The organism is Nakamurella endophytica, from assembly GCF_014646215.1.
Classification (GTDB): domain Bacteria; phylum Actinomycetota; class Actinomycetes; order Mycobacteriales; family Nakamurellaceae; genus Nakamurella; species Nakamurella endophytica.
The window spans coordinates 69,080-88,603 of record NZ_BMNA01000013.1 but is presented as its reverse complement, the minus strand read 5'-3'; the positions used below and the strand labels follow the sequence as shown (position 1 = coordinate 88,603).

Genomic DNA, 19,524 nt, shown 5'->3' with positions numbered 1-19,524 from the left:
TGCGACCGGCGGCGCAGGTGACGCGGTGACCGCGCGGTCAGCCCCGACCGGCGGCCGCGGCGGCGAAGCGGGCCGTCACCCACGAGACGTCGGTGATGGCCGTGCCCACGACGACCGTGTCGGCGCCCCGGTCGAACGCCGCCCGCACGTCGTCCGGGGTGTGGTAGCGCCCCTCGGCGACGAGGAAGACCTGCGGGAGCGCGGCCCGGACGGCCGTCAGCAGGTCCAGGTCCGGACCGCGGACCCGGTCGCGGGTCCACCGGGTGTAGCCGGCCATCGTGGTGCCGACCGCGTCGCAGCCGGCCCCGGCGGCGGCGACGGCCTCGTCCAGCGTCGACACGTCCGCCATCACCGCGCGGCCGGCGCGGTGTGCGGCGCCGACGAGGTCTGCCAGCGTGCTGCCGTCCGGGCGCGCGGCGTCGGCCGGCCCGGTCGCCTGCACCGCGACGACCTCCGCCCCCGCGTCCACCACCGCCGCCACGGACCGCAGCGTCGGGGTGATGTACACGTCGCCGTCGCCGTCCTTGGTGAGGCCGATGACGGGCACCCGCACCGCGCGGCGCACCGCGGCGACGTCGGGCGCGCCGCCCACGCCTCCGCAGCGGATCCCGACCGCACCACCGTCGACGGCGGCCCGGGCGAGCCGGGCCAGCACCGCGCCGTCCCGCAGGGCGTGCCCGGCCGGCGCCTGGCACGACACCACCAGACCGCCGGCGAGCCGGTCGAGCACGGTCACGACGCCGTCCCCGCGTGGAGCACCCGGGCGCCGAGGGTCCGGGCGGCGCCCGTCTCCACCGCGGTACCCGGCGGGTCGGGTGCGACGGCGTCCGCGCCGCCACCGTCGCTCCCGGTACCGAGCCCGACGGCGATCTCGACGGCGAGGTCGTCGACGCTGCCGCCCGTCCGGGAGGCCGGGTCGGGGCCGCCGTCCCGCTCGGGGACCGCGGATGCGGCCAGCAGCGCGGCCCCGGCCAGCGCCGCACGGTCGCCCAGCGCCGCGGGGACCACGGCGGTGCGGCGGTCCCGCGGCCAGGCCGCGGCCGCCAGCCCGTCCCGCAACGGCCCCAGCAGGACCTCGCCCAGCCGGGCCACCCCGCCCGCGACGACGATCCGGTCCAGGTCCGCGGCGCACACCAGCCCGGCCAGCGCCCGGCCGGCGAGCGTGCCGGCCGCGGCCACCACCTCGAGCGCCACCTGTCGCACCAGGGCGGCGTCCGGAACCCCGCCGGCGACGCCACCGGCCGCCGCCGCCCACAGGTCACCGTCGGGGCGACCGGTCCGCGACCGCCAGGCGGCGGCCAGCGCCGGACCGGCCAGGACCGACTCGAGGTGGTCCCGGGCGTCGCAGCCACACGGCAGCGGACCGGTGGCGGCGACGGTCAGGTGGGCCACCTCCCCCGCGGTGCCTCGCGGCCCCCGGTCCACCCGGCCGTCCTGGCTCACCGCGCCACCGACGCCGGTGCCGACGGACAGGTGCAGCACCCGACCCGTACGGCCCGCGCCGATGCTCGCCTCGGCCCGGGCCATGGCTCGCACGTCGTTGTCGACGACGACCGGGACGCCCAGCCGGGACCGCAGCCGCCGACCCACGGGTGTCCCGGCCCAGCCGGGCAGCACCGCGCTGGCCACCCGCACCGTGCCGTCACCGTCGACGACGCCCGGGGCGCCGACCCCGACCGCCCGGCAGTCGCCGTGCCGGTCCCGCAGCGTGTCGACCAGACCGGCGACGCCGGACAGCACGTCGGGGCCGCCGGTCCGCGGGGTGGGCGCGGTGACCCGGTCGAGCAGGGTCCAGCGAGGGTGCCCGCCGGCGGCGCGGTCGACGGCGAAGACGCCCGCGTCGATCTTGGTCCCGCCGATGTCGACGCCGATCACCGTCACAGCAGGCCGGCCTCCTCCAGGTACCGGCGGACGACCGCGACCTCGTCGGCGTCCAGCGGGAGGTACGGCAGCGCCGTCGTGCGGTGGGCCAGCACCCCGCGCAGCTGCAGTGCCGCCTTGAACGCACCGAGCGCCGACGAGCCGCGGCCCATCCGGTCCGGCCGGCCGGCCTGCACCAGGCCGAACAACCGGTAGAGCCGCTCCTGCTCGGCACGGGCCTCGTCCGGCTTGCCGTCCGCGGCGGCCTGGGCCAGCCGGACGTACCCGTCGGGGTCGACGTTGCCCAGCCCGGGGACCACGCCGTGGGCGCCGGACGACAGGGCCGCGTCCACCGTCAGTTCCGACCCGGTGAGCACCGAGAAGGCCGGCAGGTGCCGCGATCCCAGCACCAGCCCGCGCAGACCGGCGTCGTCGCCGCTGGAGTCCTTGACCCCGGTGAGGACACCGTCCTCGGCCAGCCGCAGCACCAGCTCGGCCGGCAGCTTGGTGCCGACGGAGACCGGGATGTCGTAGGCGAACACCGGGACCGGGGACGCGGCCGCCACCGCCCGGAAGTGGCCGTCGATCTCGGCAGGGTGGGTCCGCGTGTAGAAGGGCGCCGTGACGACGACCGCGTCGGCACCGAGATCGGCCGCCCGCCGGACGTGGTCGACCACGCGGGCGGTCGACATGTCGATGGCGCCGGCCAGCACCGGCACCCGACCGGCGGCGTGGTCGACGACGGTGGCGACCACGGTGTCCCGCTGGCGATCCGGCAGCAGCGCGGCCTCGCCGCTGGACCCGAGCACGAACAGCGCGTCGACGCCGCCACGCAGCAGGTGGTCGACCAGGTCGCGCAGCGAGTCGGTGTCGACCTCGCGGTCGGGGGTGAGCGGCGTGACGAGCGGGGGGACGACGCCGCGCAGCGGCGCGGGCAGCGGGGTGGTGGTCACGAGCGGGTCCTTGCCTCGTCGGAGCGGAGGGTGGTCGGTGCCGTCCCGGTGCCGGCCGGGTCCGTGCGGCCGGCGCTGCCGGGTGCCTGCAGGTCGGAGGCGGCGAGCGCGCCCGCGCCCGCCGGGTCGACGCCCCGGCGGCGGGGCGGTGCGCCGTCGGTGGCGTCGGTGGGCCAGAGCGCCTCGGGGTGCAGCAGCCGCTGCACCAGCGCCGGTGCGTTGATGCCGATCAGGATCATCACCACGAAGGTCAGGCTGAACGACAGCACCGCCAGCGCCGTGCCGAGCGTCATGGTGGACGCCAGGCTGGCGCCGAGGATCGGCGCGACCGCACCGCCGAGCGCGCCGACGTTGTAGCTGAAGCCCAGGCCCGCGGCCCGCTTGCCGACCTCGAAGTAGCCGCCGATCCACTTGGGCAGCAGGCCGGAGATGCCCTGCCCGAACACCTGCTGCAGGAACAGCAGCACACCCAGCAGCAAGAGGTTCCGGCCGCCGACCAGGAACACCGGGAAGATCACCAGCTGCGAGATCAGCAGGCTCGTCCAGTACGCCCGCCGGGTGCCGAACCGGTCACCGGTGAAGCCGGCCACCCAGCAGCCCACCGCAGCGCCGAAACCGACGAAGAACAGGGTGTTCCCGACCTGGGCCGGGTCGTAGTGCAGGTCGGTCTTGAGGTAGGTGGGCAACAGCGACTGGATCGGCCAGGAGTACAGGAAGGCGGTGAAGACGATGATCATGACCATCACACCCACCGGCCACCGCCGCCCGGTGAACTGCACCATGTACGAGACGAACACCGCGGCGAGCAGCACGGCCAGGCCGGTCACCGCCCAGCCCGAGCCCACCAGCTTGGTGAAGATCAGGATCAGCGCCGCGAAGGCCGCCGCGGCGCTGACGACGTTCAGCGCGGCGAGCCGGCCGGTGAACAGCACCTGCACCATCGAGCGCGGCCGCTCCCGGCCGTCCGCGGTGGCGGCCGTCCAGTCGTGGGACTCGGGCAGGCTGCGCCGCAGCCAGATCGCCACGGCGATCGGCACCAGCCCGATGACGAACAGTGCGCGCCAACCGAAGTGCGGCACCACGAAGCGGTACGCCTGCGCGGCGATGATCGTCCCGATCGAGTAGCCGGAGATCAGGAAGCCACTGGCCTTGTTCCGCAACCGCACCGGCCAGGACTCGATGACGTAGGTGGAACTCGCCCCGTACTCGCCGGCCATGCCGAGGCCGACGACCAGGCGTGCGACGAACAGCACCCAGTACGCCGGTGCCACGGCGCACACCGCGCTGCCCACCGAGAACAGCAGGATGCTGGTGACCATCGCGGTCTTCCGGCCGTACCGGTCACCGAGGGCGCCGATCACCAGGCCGCCGAACCACCGGCTGATGAAGGCCGCGGACACCAGGCTGGCGCTCTGCACGGTGCTCAGGTGGAACTCCGCGCCGATCTCGGCGAGCACCAGGGTGATCAGGACGAAGTCGAAGCCGTCCAGCAGGTAGCCGAGCCACGAGGCGACGAACGATTTCCACTGCGCCGGGGAGATCTCCCGGTACCACGGCCTGGCGACGGTGCCCACGGTCATCGGTCTGCTCTCTGCTCGGAGGGGCTCGACAGACATCCAACGTCCAATGTCTAACGTCGGATGACTGTAGACCGTAGAGTGAGCGCCGGATACGACCAACCGGGTGGCAGGGGGACACGACGTGGCGTCGGAGCGAGTCGTCGACCGGCGGGGTCCCGGGACGAGCGCGGAGCGGATCCTCGACCTGATCCGGCAGCGCGGCCTCAAGGCCGGGGACGCCATCCCGACCGAGCTGGAGCTCATGGCCGACCTCGGTATCGCCCGCAACACCCTGCGCGAGTCGATCCGCGAGCTGCGCGCCTTCGGGATCCTGGACGTCCGGCACGGCCACGGCACGTTCGTCGCCGAACCGTCGCTGCGGTCGCTCGCGCCGTCCCTGGTCTTCCGGGCCGTGGCGGGCGGTCCCGACGACCTGGCCGGGCTGGCGAACCTGGTCGAGGTCCGTGAGCGGCTCGAGGTCGCGATGATGCCGGACCTGGCCGGTCGGCTGCCGGCCGACCAGGTGGAGGAGCTGCACGCGCTGTGCGACGCCATGGCCGACCAGAGCGGCGGCGACGAACCGCGGGCCGCCCTGGACCGGCGCTTCCACCGCGCGCTGTACGCGCGGCTGCGCAACCCGCTCGTCGGCGAGCTGGTCGATGTGTTCTGGGACGCCTACCACGTCGCGCACCACCAGCTCTCCGACCCGGCACCGAACGAGGCCTCGACCACGGCGCAGCGGCACCGGGCGATCGTCGACGCCCTGGTCGGTGGCGAGTCGGCGGCCGCCGCGGACGCCATGCGCAACCACTTCGTCGACATCCGGCGCCGGCTGGACGCCGCCATGGCGGACCGCGGGGCCTGAGCCGCGCCGCCGGTCGCGGCGCGGGAGTGCGCCTCCCGGATGCCGGCCGGCACGGGTCCGTCCCGGCGTCACCGCGGCCGGCTCGCGGTGCATGCCGTCCAGCGCTCGCGGTGAGCCAGGTCACCCCCGCCGTCAAGAAGTCGTGAAGATGCGCGCGGGCGGCGTCAAGAAGCCGTCAAGGACGCCGGAGGAGGGCCCGCGACGCTCCTAGGTTCGCGACCGTTGGTACTTCCAGTCGCAGTCGTGGAGCGTGGGATGACCGTGGTCGCCGCCGTTGTCGGCGTGTTGGTGCTGGGCTACCTGGTGGTGGCGCTGATCCGGCCGGAGTGGTTCCGATGAGCGGCGGATGGGTCGCCGCGGCCCAGATCGCCACCCTGGTGCTGGTCCTGGCACTGGTGCACGTGCCACTCGGGGACCACGTGGCACGCGTCCTGACGCCCACCCGCCACAGCCGGGTCGAGCGCGGGCTGTACCGGGTGCTGCGGGTGGACCCCGAGGCGGACCAGCGGTGGACCGTCTACGCCCTGTCCGTGGCCGCGTTCTCGGCGGTGTCCGTCGTCGTGCTGTGGTTGCTGCTCTCGTTCCAGGGGCACCTCGGGTGGGCCAACGGCACGCCCGACATGCCGGCGGCGCAGGGCTGGAACACCGCCGTCAGTTTCGTGACCAACACCAACTGGCAGTCCTACGCGGGTGAATCTGCGCTCGGGTACACGGTGCAGGCGATCGGGTTGACCGTGCAGAACTTCCTGTCGGCGGCGGTCGGCATCGCCGTGGTGGCGGCCCTGATCCGCGGGCTCACCCGCAGCCGGACCGACCGGCTGGGCAACTTCTGGGTCGACATGACCCGGCTGACGCTGCGCCTGGTGCTGCCGCTGTCGTTCCTCGCCGCGCTCGTGCTCGTCGTGTCCGGGGTCGTCCAGAACCTGCACGCCCCGCAGACCTTCACCACGCTGGCCGGCGGCCGGCAGACCGTCCCCGGTGGGCTGGTCGCCTCCCAGGAAGCGGTCAAGGAGCTCGGCACCAACGGCGGCGGGTACTACAACGCCAACTCCGCGCACCCGTTCGAGAACCCCGACGGCTTCACGAACCTGTTTGAGATTTTCCTGATGCTGGCGATCCCGTTCTCGCTGCCGCGCACCTTCGGCCGGATGGTGGGATCGGCCAGGCAGGGGCTGGCGATCGTCGCCGCGATGGCGGTGCTGTACGTCGGCGCCCTGGCCACGATGCTCGTGGTGGAGAACGCCCACCCCGGTGCCGCGCTGCAGGCCGCCGGCGGCGCCATGGAGGGCAAGGAGACCCGCTTCGGCATCCCCCTGTCCGCCCTCTTCGCCGTCAGCACCACCGCCACCTCCACCGGCGCGGTCGACTCCCTGCACTCCTCCTACACCGGCCTCGGCGGCGGAGTGGCGATGCTGAACATGCTGCTCGGCGAGATCTCGCCGGGCGGAACCGGTTCCGGCCTGTACGGGATGCTCGTCCTGGCCGTTGTCACGGTCTTCATCGGCGGGCTCATGGTCGGGCGCACCCCGACCTACCTGGGCAAGCAGATCGGGGGCCGGCAGATGACGTTCGTGGCGTCCTACCTGCTCGCCACCCCGGCGGTGGTGCTGCTCGGCCTCGGCGTGGCGCTGCTGGTGCCCTCGGCGCGGGGGGCGGTGCTCAACGGCGGCCCGCACGCGCTGTCCGAGATCACGTACGCCTTCGCGTCCGCTGCCAACAACAACGGCTCCGCCTTCGCCGGCCTGTCGGCGAACAGTGACTTCTACAACGTCGTCCTGGGCTTCGCCATGCTCGTCGGGCGCCTGCTGCCGATCGTGCTGGTGCTGGGCCTGGCCGGCAGCCTGGCGCGGCAGCCCGTCCGCCCCGCGGACTCCGGCACGCTGCCCACCCACCGGCCGCAGTTCGTCGTGCTGCTCGTCGCCGTCGTGATCCTGGTCGCCGGGCTCACCTACCTGCCCGCGCTCGCGCTGGGCCCGATCGCAGAAGGACTGTCCGCATGACCGCGTCCGTGCTGGCCGACCGCCCCACCGCGGAGCAGCAGCCACCCCGACCGCCCGGCCGGATCGGTGCCGGCGTGTTCTCGCCGGGCAGCCTGCTGACCGCGCTGCCCACCGCGCTCCGGGCGCTCGACCCGCGACGGATGGTCCGCAACCCGGTGATGTTCGTGGTCGAGGTCGGGTCGGTGCTGTGCACCGTGCTGTGCGTCACCCAGTACTCGGGTTTCGTGCTGTCCGTGACGATCTGGCTCTCGTTGACGGTGCTGTTCGCCAACCTGGCTGACGCAGTCGCCGAGGGCCGCGGCAAGGCCCAGGCGGCGTCGCTGCGGGCCGGGCGCGCCACCACCACGGCCCGGCGCATCGACCGGGACGGCCGCGAGAGCAGCGTCGCCGCCGGTGATCTGCACCGGGGCGACCGGGTCGTGTGCGAGGCCGGCGACGTCATCCCCGGCGACGGCGAGGTCGTCGAGGGGGTCGCGGCGGTCGACGAATCCGCCATCACCGGCGAGTCCGCCCCGGTGGTCCGGGAGTCCGGCGGTGACCGGTCCTCGGTGACCGGGGGCACCCGGGTGCTGTCCGACCGCATCGTGGTCGAGATCCGCAGCGAACCGGGGAACTCGTTCGTCGACCGGATGATCGCCCTCGTCGAGGGATCGCAGCGGCAGAAGACGCCGAACGAGATCGCGCTGAACATCCTGCTGGCGTCGCTGACCATCGTCTTCCTGCTGGTCACCATGGCGCTGCAGCCGATGGCGTCGTTCTCCCGGGCACCGCAGTCCGTCGTCGTGCTGGTCGCGCTGCTGGTCTGCCTGATCCCGACCACCATCGGTGCGCTGGTGTCGGCGATCGGCGTGGCCGGGATGGACCGGTTGGTGCAGCGCAACGTGCTCGCGATGAGCGGCCGGGCGGTGGAGGCCGCGGGTGACGTCTCGACGCTGCTGCTGGACAAGACCGGCACCATCACCTTCGGCAATCGCCGCGCCGACCGGTTCCTCGCCGCCCCCGGCGTGGACGAGGGCGCGCTCGCCGAGGCTGTGCTCGCGGCCAGCCTTGCCGACGAGACACCCGAGGGCCGTTCGGTCGTCGAGCTCTGCGCGTCCCGGTACGGGCTGGACCCGGCCGTGCCGACCGCCGGCCGGACCGTGGAGTTCTCGGCCCGCACCCGGATGAGCGGCGTCGACCTGCCGGACGGTGTGCAGGTGCGCAAGGGCGCCGTGACGGCCGTCGCCCAGTGGGTCGCCGAACACGGCGGCACGGTGCCCGGGCAGAGCACCCACGACGCCGACGCCATCGCCGCCGACGGCGGCACCGCGCTGCTGCTCGCCCGCACCGATCGGGACGGTGCCCGGGTGCTCGGCGTCCTCCACCTCAAGGACGTCGTCAAACCGGGCATCGCGGAACGCTTCTCGGAGCTCCGGGCCATGGGCATCCGGACGGTGATGATCACCGGCGACTCGGTGCCCACCGCCAGGTCCATCGCCAGGGAGGCCGGCGTCGACGACTTCCTGGCCGAGGCGACGCCGGAGGACAAGCTGGCCTACATCCGCACGCAGCAGGAGGGCGGCCGCATCGTCGCGATGACCGGCGACGGCACCAACGACGCGCCGGCGCTGGCGCAGGCCGACGTCGGGGTGGCGATGAACACCGGCACCACCGCCGCCAAGGAGGCGGGCAACATGGTGGACCTGGACTCGTCGCCGACGAAGCTGATCGAGATCGTCGAGATCGGCAAGCAGCTGCTGATCACCCGTGGCGCGTTGACCACCTTCTCGATCGCCAACGACGTCGCCAAGTACTTCGCGATCCTGCCGGCCATGTTCCAGGTGGCCTACCCCGGGCTCGCGGCACTGAACATCATGAAACTCGGCTCACCGCAGTCGGCGATCATCTCGGCCGTCGTCTTCAACGCGCTGGTGATCATCGCGCTGATCCCGCTGGCCATCCGCGGGGTCCGCTACCGCCCGACGTCGGCCTCGAAGCTGCTCAGCCGCAACCTCCTCCTCTACGGCATCGGCGGACTGGTCGTGCCGTTCGTCGGCATCAAGCTCATCGACCTCGTCGTGAGCCTCATCCCCGGAGTGGCCTGACATGACCGTCCACGACATCGACACCACCGACACCGGCACCGACACCAGCACCGACCGCAGGTCCCCGGGCGACGGCACCTCCGTCGGTGGAAGACGCATGTCCGCCGGCGCCACCCTCGCGGTCACCGGCCGGCAGCTGTGGATCGCCGCCAGGTTCCTGGTGGCGATGACCGTCGTGCTCGGCGTGCTCTACCCGCTGGCGGTGCTGGGCATCGGGCAGCTGGTCGCCCACCGGCAGGCCGACGGGTCCCTGCTGACCGACGCCTCGGGCCGGACGGTCGGGTCCGCGCTCCTCGGCCAGCGGTTCGAGGGCCCGCAGTGGTTCGTGGGGCGGCCCTCGGCGGCGGGCGACGGGTACGACGCGATGGCCTCCGGCGGCTCGAACCTGGCGGCCGACAGTCCCGAGCTCGTCACCACCGTCGAGCAGCGGCGCGCCGAGATCGCCCGGCGGGACGGGGTCCCCGGGTCGGCGGTCCCGGACGACGCGGTGACGGCGTCCGGATCGGGTCTGGACCCGGACATCTCGCCGGAGTACGCCCGGATCCAGGTGCTTCGGGTGGCGCAGGCCCGCGGCCTGCCGGTCGACCGGGTCCGGCAGCTGGTGCAGGCGCACGTCGAGCACCCGGCGCTGGGTTTCCTGGGACAGGACCGGGTGAACGTCCTCGAGCTCAACCTGGCGCTCGCGGGTCTGGGCCGATGACCGCGCGGGGACGGCTGCGGGTGTACCTCGGGGCGGCGCCGGGCGTCGGCAAGACCGTCGCCATGCTGTCCGAGGGCCTCCGCCGCCGATCCCGCGGCACGGACGTCGTCGTGGGGATCGTCGAGGACCACGGCCGGGCCCACACCGCCGCCGCCGTGGCGGACCTGTCCGTGCTGCCGCGGCTGGTCGTCCGGCACCGCGGTGTCGAGCTCGCCGAGCTGGACGTCGACGCGGTGCTCGAGCGCCGACCGGAGGTCGTGCTCGTCGACGAACTGGCGCACAGCAACGCTCCCGGGTCGGCCCGGGAGAAGCGCTGGCAGGACGTGCACGCGCTGCTGGACGCCGGCATCGACGTGATCACCACGGTGAACGTCCAGCACCTGGAGTCGCTCAACGACGTGGTGGCGGCCATCACCGGGGTGCGGCAGCGCGAGACCGTCCCCGACTCGGTGGTCCGGTCCGCGGACGCGATCGAGCTGGTCGACATGAGCCCGCAGGCGTTGCGCCGGCGGATGGCGCACGGCCACATCTATCCCGCCGAGCGGATCGACACCGCCCTGGGCAACTACTTCCGCGAGGGCAATCTGACCGCCCTGCGGGAACTGGCCCTGCTGTGGTTGGCCGACCGGGTCGAGGAGGGCCTGGAGCGCTACCGCAGCGAGCGCGGGATCACCGGCACCTGGGCCGCCCGGGAGCGGATCGTCGTCGCGCTGACCGGCGGCCCCGAGGGGGCGATGCTGCTGCGCCGCGGCGCCCGCATCGCCGGCCGGGTGGCCGGTCGGACGCTGATCGCGGTGCACGTCGTCCGCGCCGACGGTGCCGCTCGGGCAGCGGATCCCGCCGAGCTGGAGAAGCAGCGGCTGCTCGTCGAGAAGCTGGGCGGCAGCCTGCAGCTCGTGGTGGGCGACGACATCGCCGCGGCGGTCCTGGACTTCGCCCGCAGTGTCGACGGGACGCAGATCGTGGTGGGCGCCTCGACCCACGGCCGGATCGCGCAGCTGGTCCGCCCGAGCACGCTGACCGCCATCGTCCGGGACTCCGGGGACGTCGACGTCCACGTGGTGACGCACCCCGCGGCCGGCGCCCGGCGTCGCGGCCGGTCGCTGCGCCGGGATCTCGCGCCGCGACCGCGCACGGTGCTGGTCTGGGCGGCCGCCCTGCTGGTGCCCGTCGTCCTGGCCGCGGCGCTGCTGCCGTTCCGCAGCGGGCTCGGCCTGTCGTCGGTGCTGCTCGTCTTCCTGGTCGGCGTGCTGGCCAACGGCCTGATCGGCGGCGCGGTCCCGGCGACGGTCGGCGCGCTGGTCGCCGGGGTGCTGGCCAACCTGCTGTACACGCCGCCGATCGGCTCGCTGACCATCGCCGCACCCGAGAACGTCTTCGCGCTGGCCGTGTTCGTCGCGGTCGGCGCCACGGTCGCCAGCATCGTGGACCGTTCGGCGCTGCGCGCCCGGGCCGCCGCACGCGGCCGGGCCGAGGCCCAGCTGCTCGCCGCGGTGGTGACGGACACCGTGACCGCGGACGACGCGGTGCTGGCGGTGCTCGACCGCGCCCGCGTCGGGTTCGGCATGGGCTCCGTGACGCTGCGCGAGGTCGACACCGGCCGGCCGGTCCAGGTCTCCGGTCCGGATCCCGCGGGGCCACCGGACCTGGTCGTGCCGGCGGGCCGGTTCCACGAGCTGGCGCTGCACGGGCGGCCGCTGCCGGCGGCGGACCAGGCACTGGTCGACGTCTTCGCCGTCCAGGCCGCCGTCGCGGTGGACCGCCGGGACCTGGCTCGGCAGGCGGGGGAGGCGCATCGGCTCCGCCAGGCCGACGCCGTCCGGACCGCGGTGCTCGCCGCACTGTCCCACGACCTGCGCACCCCGCTGGCCACCATCAAGGCCGCCCTCGCCGGCCTGCGCACCGCGGCGGCGCCCGCCGGCCGTGTCCCGGGCGCGGGCGGCCTGTCGGGCGAGGACCGGCGGGTGCTGCTCGGGTCCGCCGCCGACGCCGCCGACCAGCTCGACGCCGTGCTGACCAACCTGCTCGACCTGTCCCGCCTGCACACCGGGGTGCTGACGCCGATCCGGCGGCCGGTGTCGGTGGACGAGGTGGTGCACGGCGCGCTGGTCGGCGTGCCGGCCGGGAGTATCCGGGACGACATCCCCGACGACCTGCCGCTGCTGGACACCGACGCCGGCCTGCTGGAACGGGTGCTGGCCAACATCGTCTCCAACGCGGTCCGGCACACGCCCGCCGGGCGGCCGGTGCGGCTGTGCGCCGGGCGGGTGCAGGACGGGCGCGGCGGCGGCGTGCAGATCCGCGTCGTCGACCACGGGCCGGGCGTGCCCGAGAAGGACCGGCCCGCCCTGTTCACCCCGTTCCAACGGCTCGGTGACGTGCCCGCCGGCACCGGGCTCGGTCTGGGGCTGGCGGTGGCCCGTGGTCTGGCCGACGCGGTCGACGCGGTCCTCGAGGTCGAGGACACACCCGGTGGCGGGCTGACCGTGATGGTCACCGTGCCGGTGGCCGCCACCCGACCGTCACCGGCCCCGGTGCCGGCCGTCGAGGTATGACGTCGAGACGCTGGACACGGACCAGTGTCTCGACATCCCCGGCCGGTCCCTCGCCGGCTCGGCCCCCGGCAGTCCGCCACCGGACGGGCGTCGACGCTCCTAGGGACGCTGCGCCGCGCCGTCCGCGCGTCGCAGGCCCTCCAGCCCGAACAGCCGGTCCGCGGCGACCGGCGGGAAGCGCCGGGCCAGCGCCTCGTCGAAGTCCACGCCCAGCCCCGGATCCGCGGACGGGCGGACCGCGCCGGCCTCCAGCACCGGTGCGCCCGGGAACATCTCGCGGGTGACGGAGGCCGGCTCGTGGTGTTCGTGGACGCCGAAGTTGGGTGCGGCCGTCCCGAGCGCCACGTTGGCGGCGTGCCCCACCGGTGACAGGTCCAGCGGCCCGTGCCAGGCGGTCCGGACGCCGAACAGCTCCGCCGTGGCGGCGAGGCGGAGCGCCGGGGTGATGCCGCCGATCGCCGAGACGTGGCACCGGACGTAGTCCATCGACCGACCGGCGAGCAGCGGCAGGTACTCGTTCACCGACGTGAAGACCTCACCGATCGCGATCGGCAGCGAGGTGCGCCCGCGCAGCACCGGCAGCCAGCCGAGATCCTCGACGGCGACCGGGTCCTCGAGGTAGAGCAGCGGCAACGGCTCCAGGCGGGCGGCGAGGCCGGCGACCGCCGGGTAGGGCAGCTGGCCGTGCACGTCGACGACGAACCGGGCCGGGCCGGGCAGCTCCGCCGCGAGCCGGGTCACCAGATCCACCGCGGCGTCGACCGTCCCGGCGGGGTCGGGCAGCCGCCGCCCCGGCGGTTCGCCGGCGGTGACCAGCGGACGGAACCGGGTGTCGCCCGCGGCGACCCGGGGCGCCAGGGCCTCGGCCATGGCGGGCACCGTCGGGGCGTAGACGGTGGTGTAGGCGGGCAGCACCTCGCGGCAGCGGCCGCCCAGCAGCGACCACACCGGTAACCCGGCGACCTTGCCCTTGAGGTCCCACAGGGCCATGTCCACGCCGGACAGCGCGTTGTTGCCGATCGGCCCGTCCCGCCAGTAGGGACCGTGCCGCAGGGTGTGGAAGGTGTCGGTGACGTGCCCCGCCGACCGGCCGACGAGCCGGGGCGCCAGGTACTCCTCGACGACCAGGGCGACCGCGGCGGAGCGGTAGGCGAACGTCGCGCAGCCCAGCCCGTACAGCCCGTCGACGTCGGTGTCCACGCGCACCACCACCAGGTTGACGCCCTCGGGTGCCGTCACCACGGCGCGGACCCCGGTGATCCGCGGGCCGTCGTCCGGCCACGGCGGCGCGAGCAGGTCGCCGACGGGGAAGTCCATGCTCACCGGTGCTGCACCGCTGCGCTGTCGGGCATCGGGCGATGGTAGCCAGCGGCCGGTGCGGCGGGCGGCGCGTGCCCGACCTCGGTGCGGACCGGCTCAGCCGGACCGCGCGGCCGCCACGAGCTCGGCCAGCAGGCCCCGGTCCGGGACCCGCAGCGGCGGGAGCTGCGGCATCCCGGTGCCGGCCACCGGCGCACCGGGGCGGGTGGCCGAGAAGTGCACGGCCGGAACGGCCGTCGCCGCCACCACCCGGGCCACGGTCCCCGGGGTGAGCCCGCCGGCCGCGATGACCTCCACCCGGCTGCCGGCGCGGCGGACCAGCTCCGCGAGCAGGTCGGTGCCCTCGGCGGCGACCGGCGCCGCCCCGGAGGTCAGCAGCCGGGCGACACCGGCCTCGAGCAGGACGTCGAACGACGCGAGCGGCGCCGCCGTGGAGTCGAAGGCGCGCGAGAACCCGACGGGGACGCCGCCGGCCGCGGCCACCAGCCGGTCCAGCGCGTCCCGGTCGACGGCCGCGTCCGAGGTCAGCGCGCCGACCACCACGGCGGCCGCGCCGGCGCCGGCCGCCCGGGCGACGTCCTCGACGGCCACCCGCAGCTCACCGGCGCCGTAGGCGAAGTCGCCGGTCCGCGGCCGGACCAGCACCGAGGTCGGCAGCAGGTCGACGCAGCAGGCGATCAGGCCGGCGGACGGCGTCAGGCCACCGGTCTCCAGCGCGGCGCAGAGCTCGATGCGGTCGGCGCCGGCGGCCGCGGCCAGTTCCGCGCCGGCCACCGAGTCGACGCACACCTCGACGACCGGTGTCCGGCGGGAGGTGTCGGGACGGCCCGGCACGTCAGCCGCCCGCTGTGCCGTCGTCGCGGGACATCTCCCCGTCCAGGAACGGCGCCCAGGGCGCGCCCGGCCCCGAGCGGAACACTTTCGCCCACCGGTAGCCCGATGCCGTCGGTCGGTAGCTGGTCCGGCTGGCTCCCCGGGCCGTTGCCCGCTCGAGCACCAGGCTCCCGTCGGCCCACCGGCCGCGAGCCGGCGGATCGGGCGGGTACCCGAGGCTGTCGAACGCGTACAGCAGCACCTCGCCGGTCGCCGGGTCGAGCGAGAAGACGTTCACCGCGCGGAAGGCCGGGCTGCCGTCACGTTCCTGCAGCTGCTCCTGGACCAGCACCCGTCCGTCCACCTGCCAGCTGCCGGACACCCGCGCCCAGGCCGTGCCGGCCGGCGCCCACGGTGTCGCATGCACCTGCTCCGGCCCGCTGAGGGTCCCCACCAGGGCGGCGAGCGGCCGCAACGCCTCGGGCAGCTCCACCGCTGCGCTCCCTCCTGCCGGTCAGTCGTCCTGGTGCTGCAGGACCCACCGGGCGACCGCGCCGTCGGTGACCAGCCCGGTGAGCATGCCGCTGCGCAGCACGGCCCGGATGGCCCGGCGCTTGGCCTCCCCGCCGGCCACCGCCACGACCGACGGTATCGCCCGGATCTGCTCGGTGGTCATCGAGATGCAGCGGTCGCCGACCGCCGAGGCGACCACGGCACCCCGGTCGTCGATCATCGTCGACCCGATCTCGGCGACCACCCCCGTCCGCACCAGCTCGCGCTGCTCGGCCGGCGTCAGCAGCTCCTTGAACTGGCTCGCCGCCGGGGACCAGCTGCCCACGGCGACCGCGGCCCGGGTGACCGCTCCCCAGTGGTCCATCGCCGCCGCCACCATCGGCTGCTGGCGCAGCGACCGGGCGGCGGCCGCGGTGCTCACGACGAGCGGTGCGTAGATCGGGTATGCCGCGCCGCCGGACACCGCGGCGATCTGCTTGACCAGCTCCACCGAGTTGGCGGCCATCCCGACGACGCCCGTCATCTGCACGACGTCGCACCGGGGCAGGTGCGGCAGTGCGGGCGCCATCGCGTCGAGGGTGCGGCCCCACGTCACCCCGATCACGTCCCCGGACTGCACCGACTCGCCGAGCAGGTCGGCGGCCGTCGCGCCGAGAGCGTGCAGCAGCCCGTCGTGGTCCTCGGTCTGCGGCCGGATGACGACCGCCTGCTGCAGCCCGTACGCGGCGCGGAGCCGTTCGGACAGCTCGACGTCCAGGTACGGGTGGGCGTCGATGTGGATCGTCACCAGGCCGGTGCTCAGGCACTGCTGCAGGATCCGCGCCACCTGGAACCGGGACATCCCGAACTCCTTGGCGATCTCCACCTTGGTCCGTTGGTCCAGGTAGAAGCGGCGGGCGATGAGGGCCCACGTCAGGTGTTGGACGGGGCGCTCGGCCGGCATGCGCTCATTTGAGCATGTTGGTTGACAGATGTCCACGACCGGTCCTACGGTCGCCCCACCGCACCTCGGAGTGGTGGTGCGCTCAGATGAGAAGGCTGGACGTTGACCGACTCGCCGTTGCAACAGGCCGCCCGAGCGGTGCTGGACGCCGATGCCAAGGCCGTCGCGGCCATCGCCGACAAGGTCGGCCCGGAGTTCGACGCCTGCGTGCGGCTGATCCTCGGGTGCACCGGCCGGGTGGTGACCTCCGGATCGGGGACGTCCGGTGCGGTGGCCCGCCGGATGGCCCACCTGCTCAGCGTGTGCGGGACGCCGGCGTTCTACCTCCACCCGGCGGACGCCCTGCACGGCAGCCTGGGCGCCCTGGTGGCCGGCGACGTGCTGATCGCGCTGTCCAAGGGCGGCGGGTCCCGCGAGGTCAACGACCTGGTCGACCGGGCCCTCGCCCGCGGCGCCTCGGTCGTCGCCGTCACCGCGACCCCGCAGTCGCACTTCGCCCAGGCCGCCCACGTGGTCGTCGACGTCGACGTGCCGGCCGGGGCGGATCCGGGCGAGGTGGTTGCCATGGGCAGCACCGTCGCGGTGTCGGCCTGGAGCGACGCGCTGGCCCTGGTGCTGATGCGGGCCCGCGGATACCGCTGGTCGGACGTGCTGTTCACCCATCCCTCCGGCGCCGTCGGCCAGATCGCCACCCCACCGGCCGATCTCGAGCCGCTGCCGGTGCCCGCCGCGGAGCCCGCGCCGTGACGTCGGTGATCGGCGTCGACTCGAGCACCCAGTCCTGCAAGGTCGAGGTCCGGGACGCCGACGACGGGACCCTGCTCGGTGCGGGCAGTGCGCCGCACCCGGCCACGACACCGCCGGTGAGCGAGCAGGATCCGCGCGCCTGGTGGGAGGCCTTCCTGGTGGCCGCGGACGCCGCGCTGGCCGGGGTGGACCGGGCCGGGGTCCGGGCCGTGTCCGTGGACGCGCAGTGCCACGGGCTGGTGCTGCTCGACGACGCCGGCGACCCGCTGCGCACGGCGAAGCTGTGGAACGACACCACGTCCTCGGACCAGGCCGCCGCCCTCGTGGAGCGCATCGGCGCCGAGCGCTTCGCCCGCTGCTGCGGCACCGTGCCGACGAGCGCGTTCACCATCTCCAAGGTGGCCTGGACGCAGGAGCACCAGCCCGAGGTGCTGCGCCGCGCCCGGCACCTGCTGGTGCCGCACGAGTACCTGACGTTCCGGCTCGGCGGCCGGGCGGTGACCGACCGCTCCGACGCCTCCGGCACCGGGTACTTCGACCCGGTCGGCAACGTCTGGCTGCCGGACTTCCTCGACGCCGTCGCGCCCGACGACTGGCTCCCCAAACTGCCGCAGGTGCTGGCCCCGGCGGAGGCGGCGGGCACGCTCCGGGCGGACGTCGCCGCCCGGCTCGGGCTGCGTCCGGACGTGCTGATCGGCCCGGGCGCGGGCGATCAGCACGCCGGCGCACTCGGTCTCGGTGCGCAGCCCGGCGACGTCGTGGTGTCCATCGGTACGTCCGGAGTGGTGTTCGCGCCGTCCACGGAGCCGGTGGCGGACGAGACCGGTTGGGTCTCCGGCACCGCCGACGCGGCGGGCGGCTTCCTCCCGCTGATCTGCACGCTGAACGCGGCCAAGGTGACCGACACCGCCGCCCGGTGGCTGGGTGTCACCGTCGCCGAGCTGTCGGACCTGGCGATGGCCGCGCCGGCCGGGGATTCCGGGCTGACCTTCGTCACCTACCTGGACGGCGAGCGGACGCCGAACCGGCCGCACGCCACGGGCCTGCTGCACGGGCTCCGGACGGACACCGACCGCGGGCACATCGCGCGGGCGGCCGTCGAGGGCGCCGTGCTGGGCCTGCTGATGGGCTACGGCCGGATGGCCGAGCTCGGTGTCCGCCGTTCCGGCCGGCTGATCCTCACCGGAGGCGGCGCCCGATCGTCCGCCTACCGGCAGGTGGTGGCCGACCTGTTCGCGGCCGAGGTGCACGTGGCCGACGTCCGCGAGTCGTCCGCGCGGGGCGCCTGCGTGCAGGCGGCCGCGGTGGCCGCCGGCCGCGACGTGGCGGACACGGTGGCGCGCTGGCGACCGCCGACCGAGGTGGTGGCACGACCCAGCGGCGTCGACCGCACGGCGCTGGTGGACCGGTATCGGACGCTCAGTGGAAGGGAGGACCTCGATGGCGACGCGACCCGTGCGGCGTAGGACCGTCCCCGACGAACTCGGGATCTTCGGTGTCCTGGTCGTGGTGGTGGCGGTGCTGGCGTTCCTGTCGCCGGCCTTCCGCTCGATCGACAACGCCCTGATCCTGCTGCTGAACGGCGCGGTGATCGCGTTCCTGGCGCTGGGGCAGACCTTCGTCCTGCTGACCGGCGGCATCGACCTGTCGACCGGCGCGAACATCGCCATGTCCGGCGTGCTCGTGGCGCTGTACATGCGCGGCGGCATGCCGTGGTGGCTCGCGGCGATCGTCGCGGTGCTGACCGGCGCCGCCCTGGGCGTGGTGAACGGCTCGCTGATCCACTTTCTGAACATCCCGCCGTTCATCGCCACCTTCGGCACGATGGGCGTCGCCTCGTCGATCCCGTTGATCATCACCGGGGCGAACTCCGTGACGGTCGTGGACCCCGAGTACTCGTTCATCGGCCAGGGCTACATCGCCGGCATTCCCGTGCCGGTGGTGCTCCTCGTCATCGCCGTCGTCGTCGCGTCGCTGTTCCTGCGCCGTACCCGGCAGGGGCTGTGGATCTACGCGCTCGGTGGGAACCGTGCGGCGGCCCGCCTGGCCGGCGTGGCGGTCGGCCGGACCACCCTGCTGGTCTACGGGATCAGCGGCGCCTGCGCCGGTATGGGTGGCGTCATCTCGACATCGCGTCTCATGGTGGGCTTCCCGGCGACCGGCCTGGCCAACGAGCTGTTCTTCTCCATCGCCGCGGCGGTGGTCGGCGGCGTCAGCCTGTTCGGCGGGATCGGGTCCGTCTGGGGGGCGATGATCGGCGCGGTGCTGATCGCGACCGTCAGCAACGGCCTGAACGTGCTGAACGTGAGCAGCTACTGGCAGTCCCTGGTCATCGGGTTGATCATCCTGGTCGGCGTCGCCGTCGACACCTACCGCCGCTCGGTGACCCGCGGTGTGCGGCGGGCCGCCCGGGTCGGTGCCGGTCCGACCGCGCCGTCGACCGGCACCGGCTCCGGTGCGCCGCCCGACGCCGCGCCACCGTCCCGATCGGAGCCGGGCCCGGCCGCCGGCACCGGGGTGCACCCACCCGCCACCACACCGCACTGACCCCGGCCGGGCGGGCGGGGCCGCCCGGCCGGGGCGCCGACCCGGTACCCGCAGCGCCCGCACCA

Annotated in this window: 17 protein-coding genes; 9 read left to right on the top strand and 8 right to left on the bottom strand. The window is 74.5% G+C overall.

Annotated features, from left to right (window positions below; translation table 11 throughout):
• Window positions 1-37 precede the first annotated feature (37 nt).
• Genes IEY37_RS19100 through IEY37_RS19085 form a run of 4 tightly spaced genes read right to left on the bottom strand, consistent with a single transcriptional unit; the run spans window position 38 to window position 4,393 of the window.
• On the bottom strand, window positions 38-736 hold the full coding sequence (locus IEY37_RS19100; RefSeq protein WP_188944486.1) for an N-acetylmannosamine-6-phosphate 2-epimerase: 699 nt from the start codon (window positions 734-736) through the stop codon (window positions 38-40).
• Window positions 733-1,881, bottom strand: a complete 1,149-nt coding sequence (locus IEY37_RS19095; protein ID WP_188944484.1) for an ROK family protein — start codon at window positions 1,879-1,881, stop codon at window positions 733-735. Before IEY37_RS19095 ends, IEY37_RS19100 begins: the two co-directional genes overlap by 4 nt.
• The gene (locus IEY37_RS19090; RefSeq protein WP_229674648.1) at window positions 1,878-2,813 is read right to left on the bottom strand and encodes a dihydrodipicolinate synthase family protein; all 936 of its coding nucleotides are present in this window, start codon (window positions 2,811-2,813) and stop codon (window positions 1,878-1,880) included. The genes IEY37_RS19095 and IEY37_RS19090 overlap by 4 nt, the downstream gene beginning before the upstream one ends.
• Window positions 2,810-4,393, bottom strand: a complete 1,584-nt coding sequence (locus IEY37_RS19085) for an MFS transporter (protein WP_188944482.1) — start codon at window positions 4,391-4,393, stop codon at window positions 2,810-2,812. The genes IEY37_RS19090 and IEY37_RS19085 overlap by 4 nt, the downstream gene beginning before the upstream one ends.
• 121 nt (window positions 4,394-4,514) lie before the next feature.
• Here IEY37_RS19085 and IEY37_RS19080 point away from each other — a divergent pair, with 121 nt between their 5' ends.
• The 6 genes from IEY37_RS19080 to IEY37_RS19055 all read left to right on the top strand — a co-directional run bounded on the left by IEY37_RS19080 (window position 4,515) and on the right by IEY37_RS19055 (window position 12,576).
• Complete coding sequence (locus IEY37_RS19080) at window positions 4,515-5,237, top strand: FadR/GntR family transcriptional regulator (RefSeq protein WP_229674647.1); 723 nt, start codon at window positions 4,515-4,517, stop codon at window positions 5,235-5,237.
• Between the two features lie 243 nt (window positions 5,238-5,480).
• Window positions 5,481-5,576, top strand: coding sequence for a K(+)-transporting ATPase subunit F (gene kdpF / locus IEY37_RS19075; protein ID WP_194510800.1), 96 nt, complete (start codon window positions 5,481-5,483; stop codon window positions 5,574-5,576).
• Window positions 5,573-7,237, top strand: coding sequence for a potassium-transporting ATPase subunit KdpA (kdpA, locus tag IEY37_RS19070; protein ID WP_188944480.1), 1,665 nt, complete (start codon window positions 5,573-5,575; stop codon window positions 7,235-7,237). The genes kdpF and kdpA overlap by 4 nt, the downstream gene beginning before the upstream one ends.
• Entirely contained in the window at window positions 7,234-9,321 is a 2,088-nt protein-coding gene (gene kdpB / locus IEY37_RS19065) for a potassium-transporting ATPase subunit KdpB (RefSeq protein WP_188944478.1), read from the top strand. Before kdpA ends, kdpB begins: the two co-directional genes overlap by 4 nt.
• A 97-nt stretch (window positions 9,322-9,418) precedes the next feature.
• On the top strand, window positions 9,419-10,021 hold the full coding sequence (gene kdpC / locus IEY37_RS19060) for a potassium-transporting ATPase subunit KdpC (RefSeq protein ID WP_188944509.1): 603 nt from the start codon (window positions 9,419-9,421) through the stop codon (window positions 10,019-10,021).
• Window positions 10,018-12,576, top strand: a complete 2,559-nt coding sequence (locus IEY37_RS19055; protein WP_188944476.1) for a sensor histidine kinase — start codon at window positions 10,018-10,020, stop codon at window positions 12,574-12,576. Before kdpC ends, IEY37_RS19055 begins: the two co-directional genes overlap by 4 nt.
• Before the next feature lie 99 nt (window positions 12,577-12,675).
• Here IEY37_RS19055 and IEY37_RS19050 read toward each other — a convergent pair whose 3' ends face one another.
• The 4 genes from IEY37_RS19050 to IEY37_RS19035 all read right to left on the bottom strand — a co-directional run bounded on the left by IEY37_RS19050 (window position 12,676) and on the right by IEY37_RS19035 (window position 16,165).
• Window positions 12,676-13,893: an enolase C-terminal domain-like protein gene (locus IEY37_RS19050; RefSeq protein ID WP_229674652.1), complete on the bottom strand. Its 1,218-nt coding sequence runs from the start codon at window positions 13,891-13,893 to the stop codon at window positions 12,676-12,678.
• Between the two features lie 99 nt (window positions 13,894-13,992).
• Complete coding sequence (locus IEY37_RS19045) at window positions 13,993-14,730, bottom strand: copper homeostasis protein CutC (protein WP_188944472.1); 738 nt, start codon at window positions 14,728-14,730, stop codon at window positions 13,993-13,995.
• Window position 14,731: 1 nt separating this feature from the next.
• Complete coding sequence (locus tag IEY37_RS19040) at window positions 14,732-15,202, bottom strand: DUF1579 domain-containing protein (protein WP_188944470.1); 471 nt, start codon at window positions 15,200-15,202, stop codon at window positions 14,732-14,734.
• A gap of 21 nt (window positions 15,203-15,223) precedes the next feature.
• Entirely contained in the window at window positions 15,224-16,165 is a 942-nt protein-coding gene (locus tag IEY37_RS19035; protein WP_188944468.1) for a sugar-binding transcriptional regulator, read from the bottom strand.
• A 102-nt stretch (window positions 16,166-16,267) separates the two neighbouring features.
• On the opposite strand from IEY37_RS19035, the gene IEY37_RS19030 reads away from it, so the two are divergent.
• Genes IEY37_RS19030 through IEY37_RS19020 form a run of 3 tightly spaced genes read left to right on the top strand, consistent with a single transcriptional unit; the run spans window position 16,268 to window position 19,459 of the window.
• The gene (locus IEY37_RS19030) at window positions 16,268-16,912 is read left to right on the top strand and encodes an SIS domain-containing protein (RefSeq protein WP_188944466.1); all 645 of its coding nucleotides are present in this window, start codon (window positions 16,268-16,270) and stop codon (window positions 16,910-16,912) included.
• Entirely contained in the window at window positions 16,909-18,378 is a 1,470-nt protein-coding gene (gene xylB, locus IEY37_RS19025; RefSeq protein ID WP_188944464.1) for a xylulokinase, read from the top strand. Before IEY37_RS19030 ends, xylB begins: the two co-directional genes overlap by 4 nt.
• Window positions 18,353-19,459 carry an ABC transporter permease gene (locus tag IEY37_RS19020; protein WP_188944462.1) on the top strand — a complete coding sequence of 369 codons (1,107 nt, stop codon included), beginning with the start codon at window positions 18,353-18,355 and terminating at the stop codon, window positions 19,457-19,459. The genes xylB and IEY37_RS19020 overlap by 26 nt, the downstream gene beginning before the upstream one ends.
• Window positions 19,460-19,524 lie beyond the last annotated feature (65 nt).

What these genes read in the sequence shown, in the direction of transcription:
- IEY37_RS19085 (WP_188944482.1), bottom strand. Translation starts at nt 4,393, where the DNA reads ATGACCGTGGGCACCGTCGCCAGGCCGTGGTACCGGGAGATCTCCCCG.
- kdpA (WP_188944480.1), top strand. Translation starts at nt 5,573, where the DNA reads ATGAGCGGCGGATGGGTCGCCGCGGCCCAGATCGCCACCCTGGTGCTG.
- kdpB (WP_188944478.1), top strand. Translation starts at nt 7,234, where the DNA reads ATGACCGCGTCCGTGCTGGCCGACCGCCCCACCGCGGAGCAGCAGCCA.
- kdpC (WP_188944509.1), top strand. Translation starts at nt 9,419, where the DNA reads ATGTCCGCCGGCGCCACCCTCGCGGTCACCGGCCGGCAGCTGTGGATC.
- IEY37_RS19055 (WP_188944476.1), top strand. Translation starts at nt 10,018, where the DNA reads ATGACCGCGCGGGGACGGCTGCGGGTGTACCTCGGGGCGGCGCCGGGC.
- IEY37_RS19050 (WP_229674652.1), bottom strand. Translation starts at nt 13,893, where the DNA reads ATGGACTTCCCCGTCGGCGACCTGCTCGCGCCGCCGTGGCCGGACGAC.
- IEY37_RS19035 (WP_188944468.1), bottom strand. Translation starts at nt 16,165, where the DNA reads ATGCCGGCCGAGCGCCCCGTCCAACACCTGACGTGGGCCCTCATCGCC.
- IEY37_RS19020 (WP_188944462.1), top strand. Translation starts at nt 18,353, where the DNA reads ATGGCGACGCGACCCGTGCGGCGTAGGACCGTCCCCGACGAACTCGGG.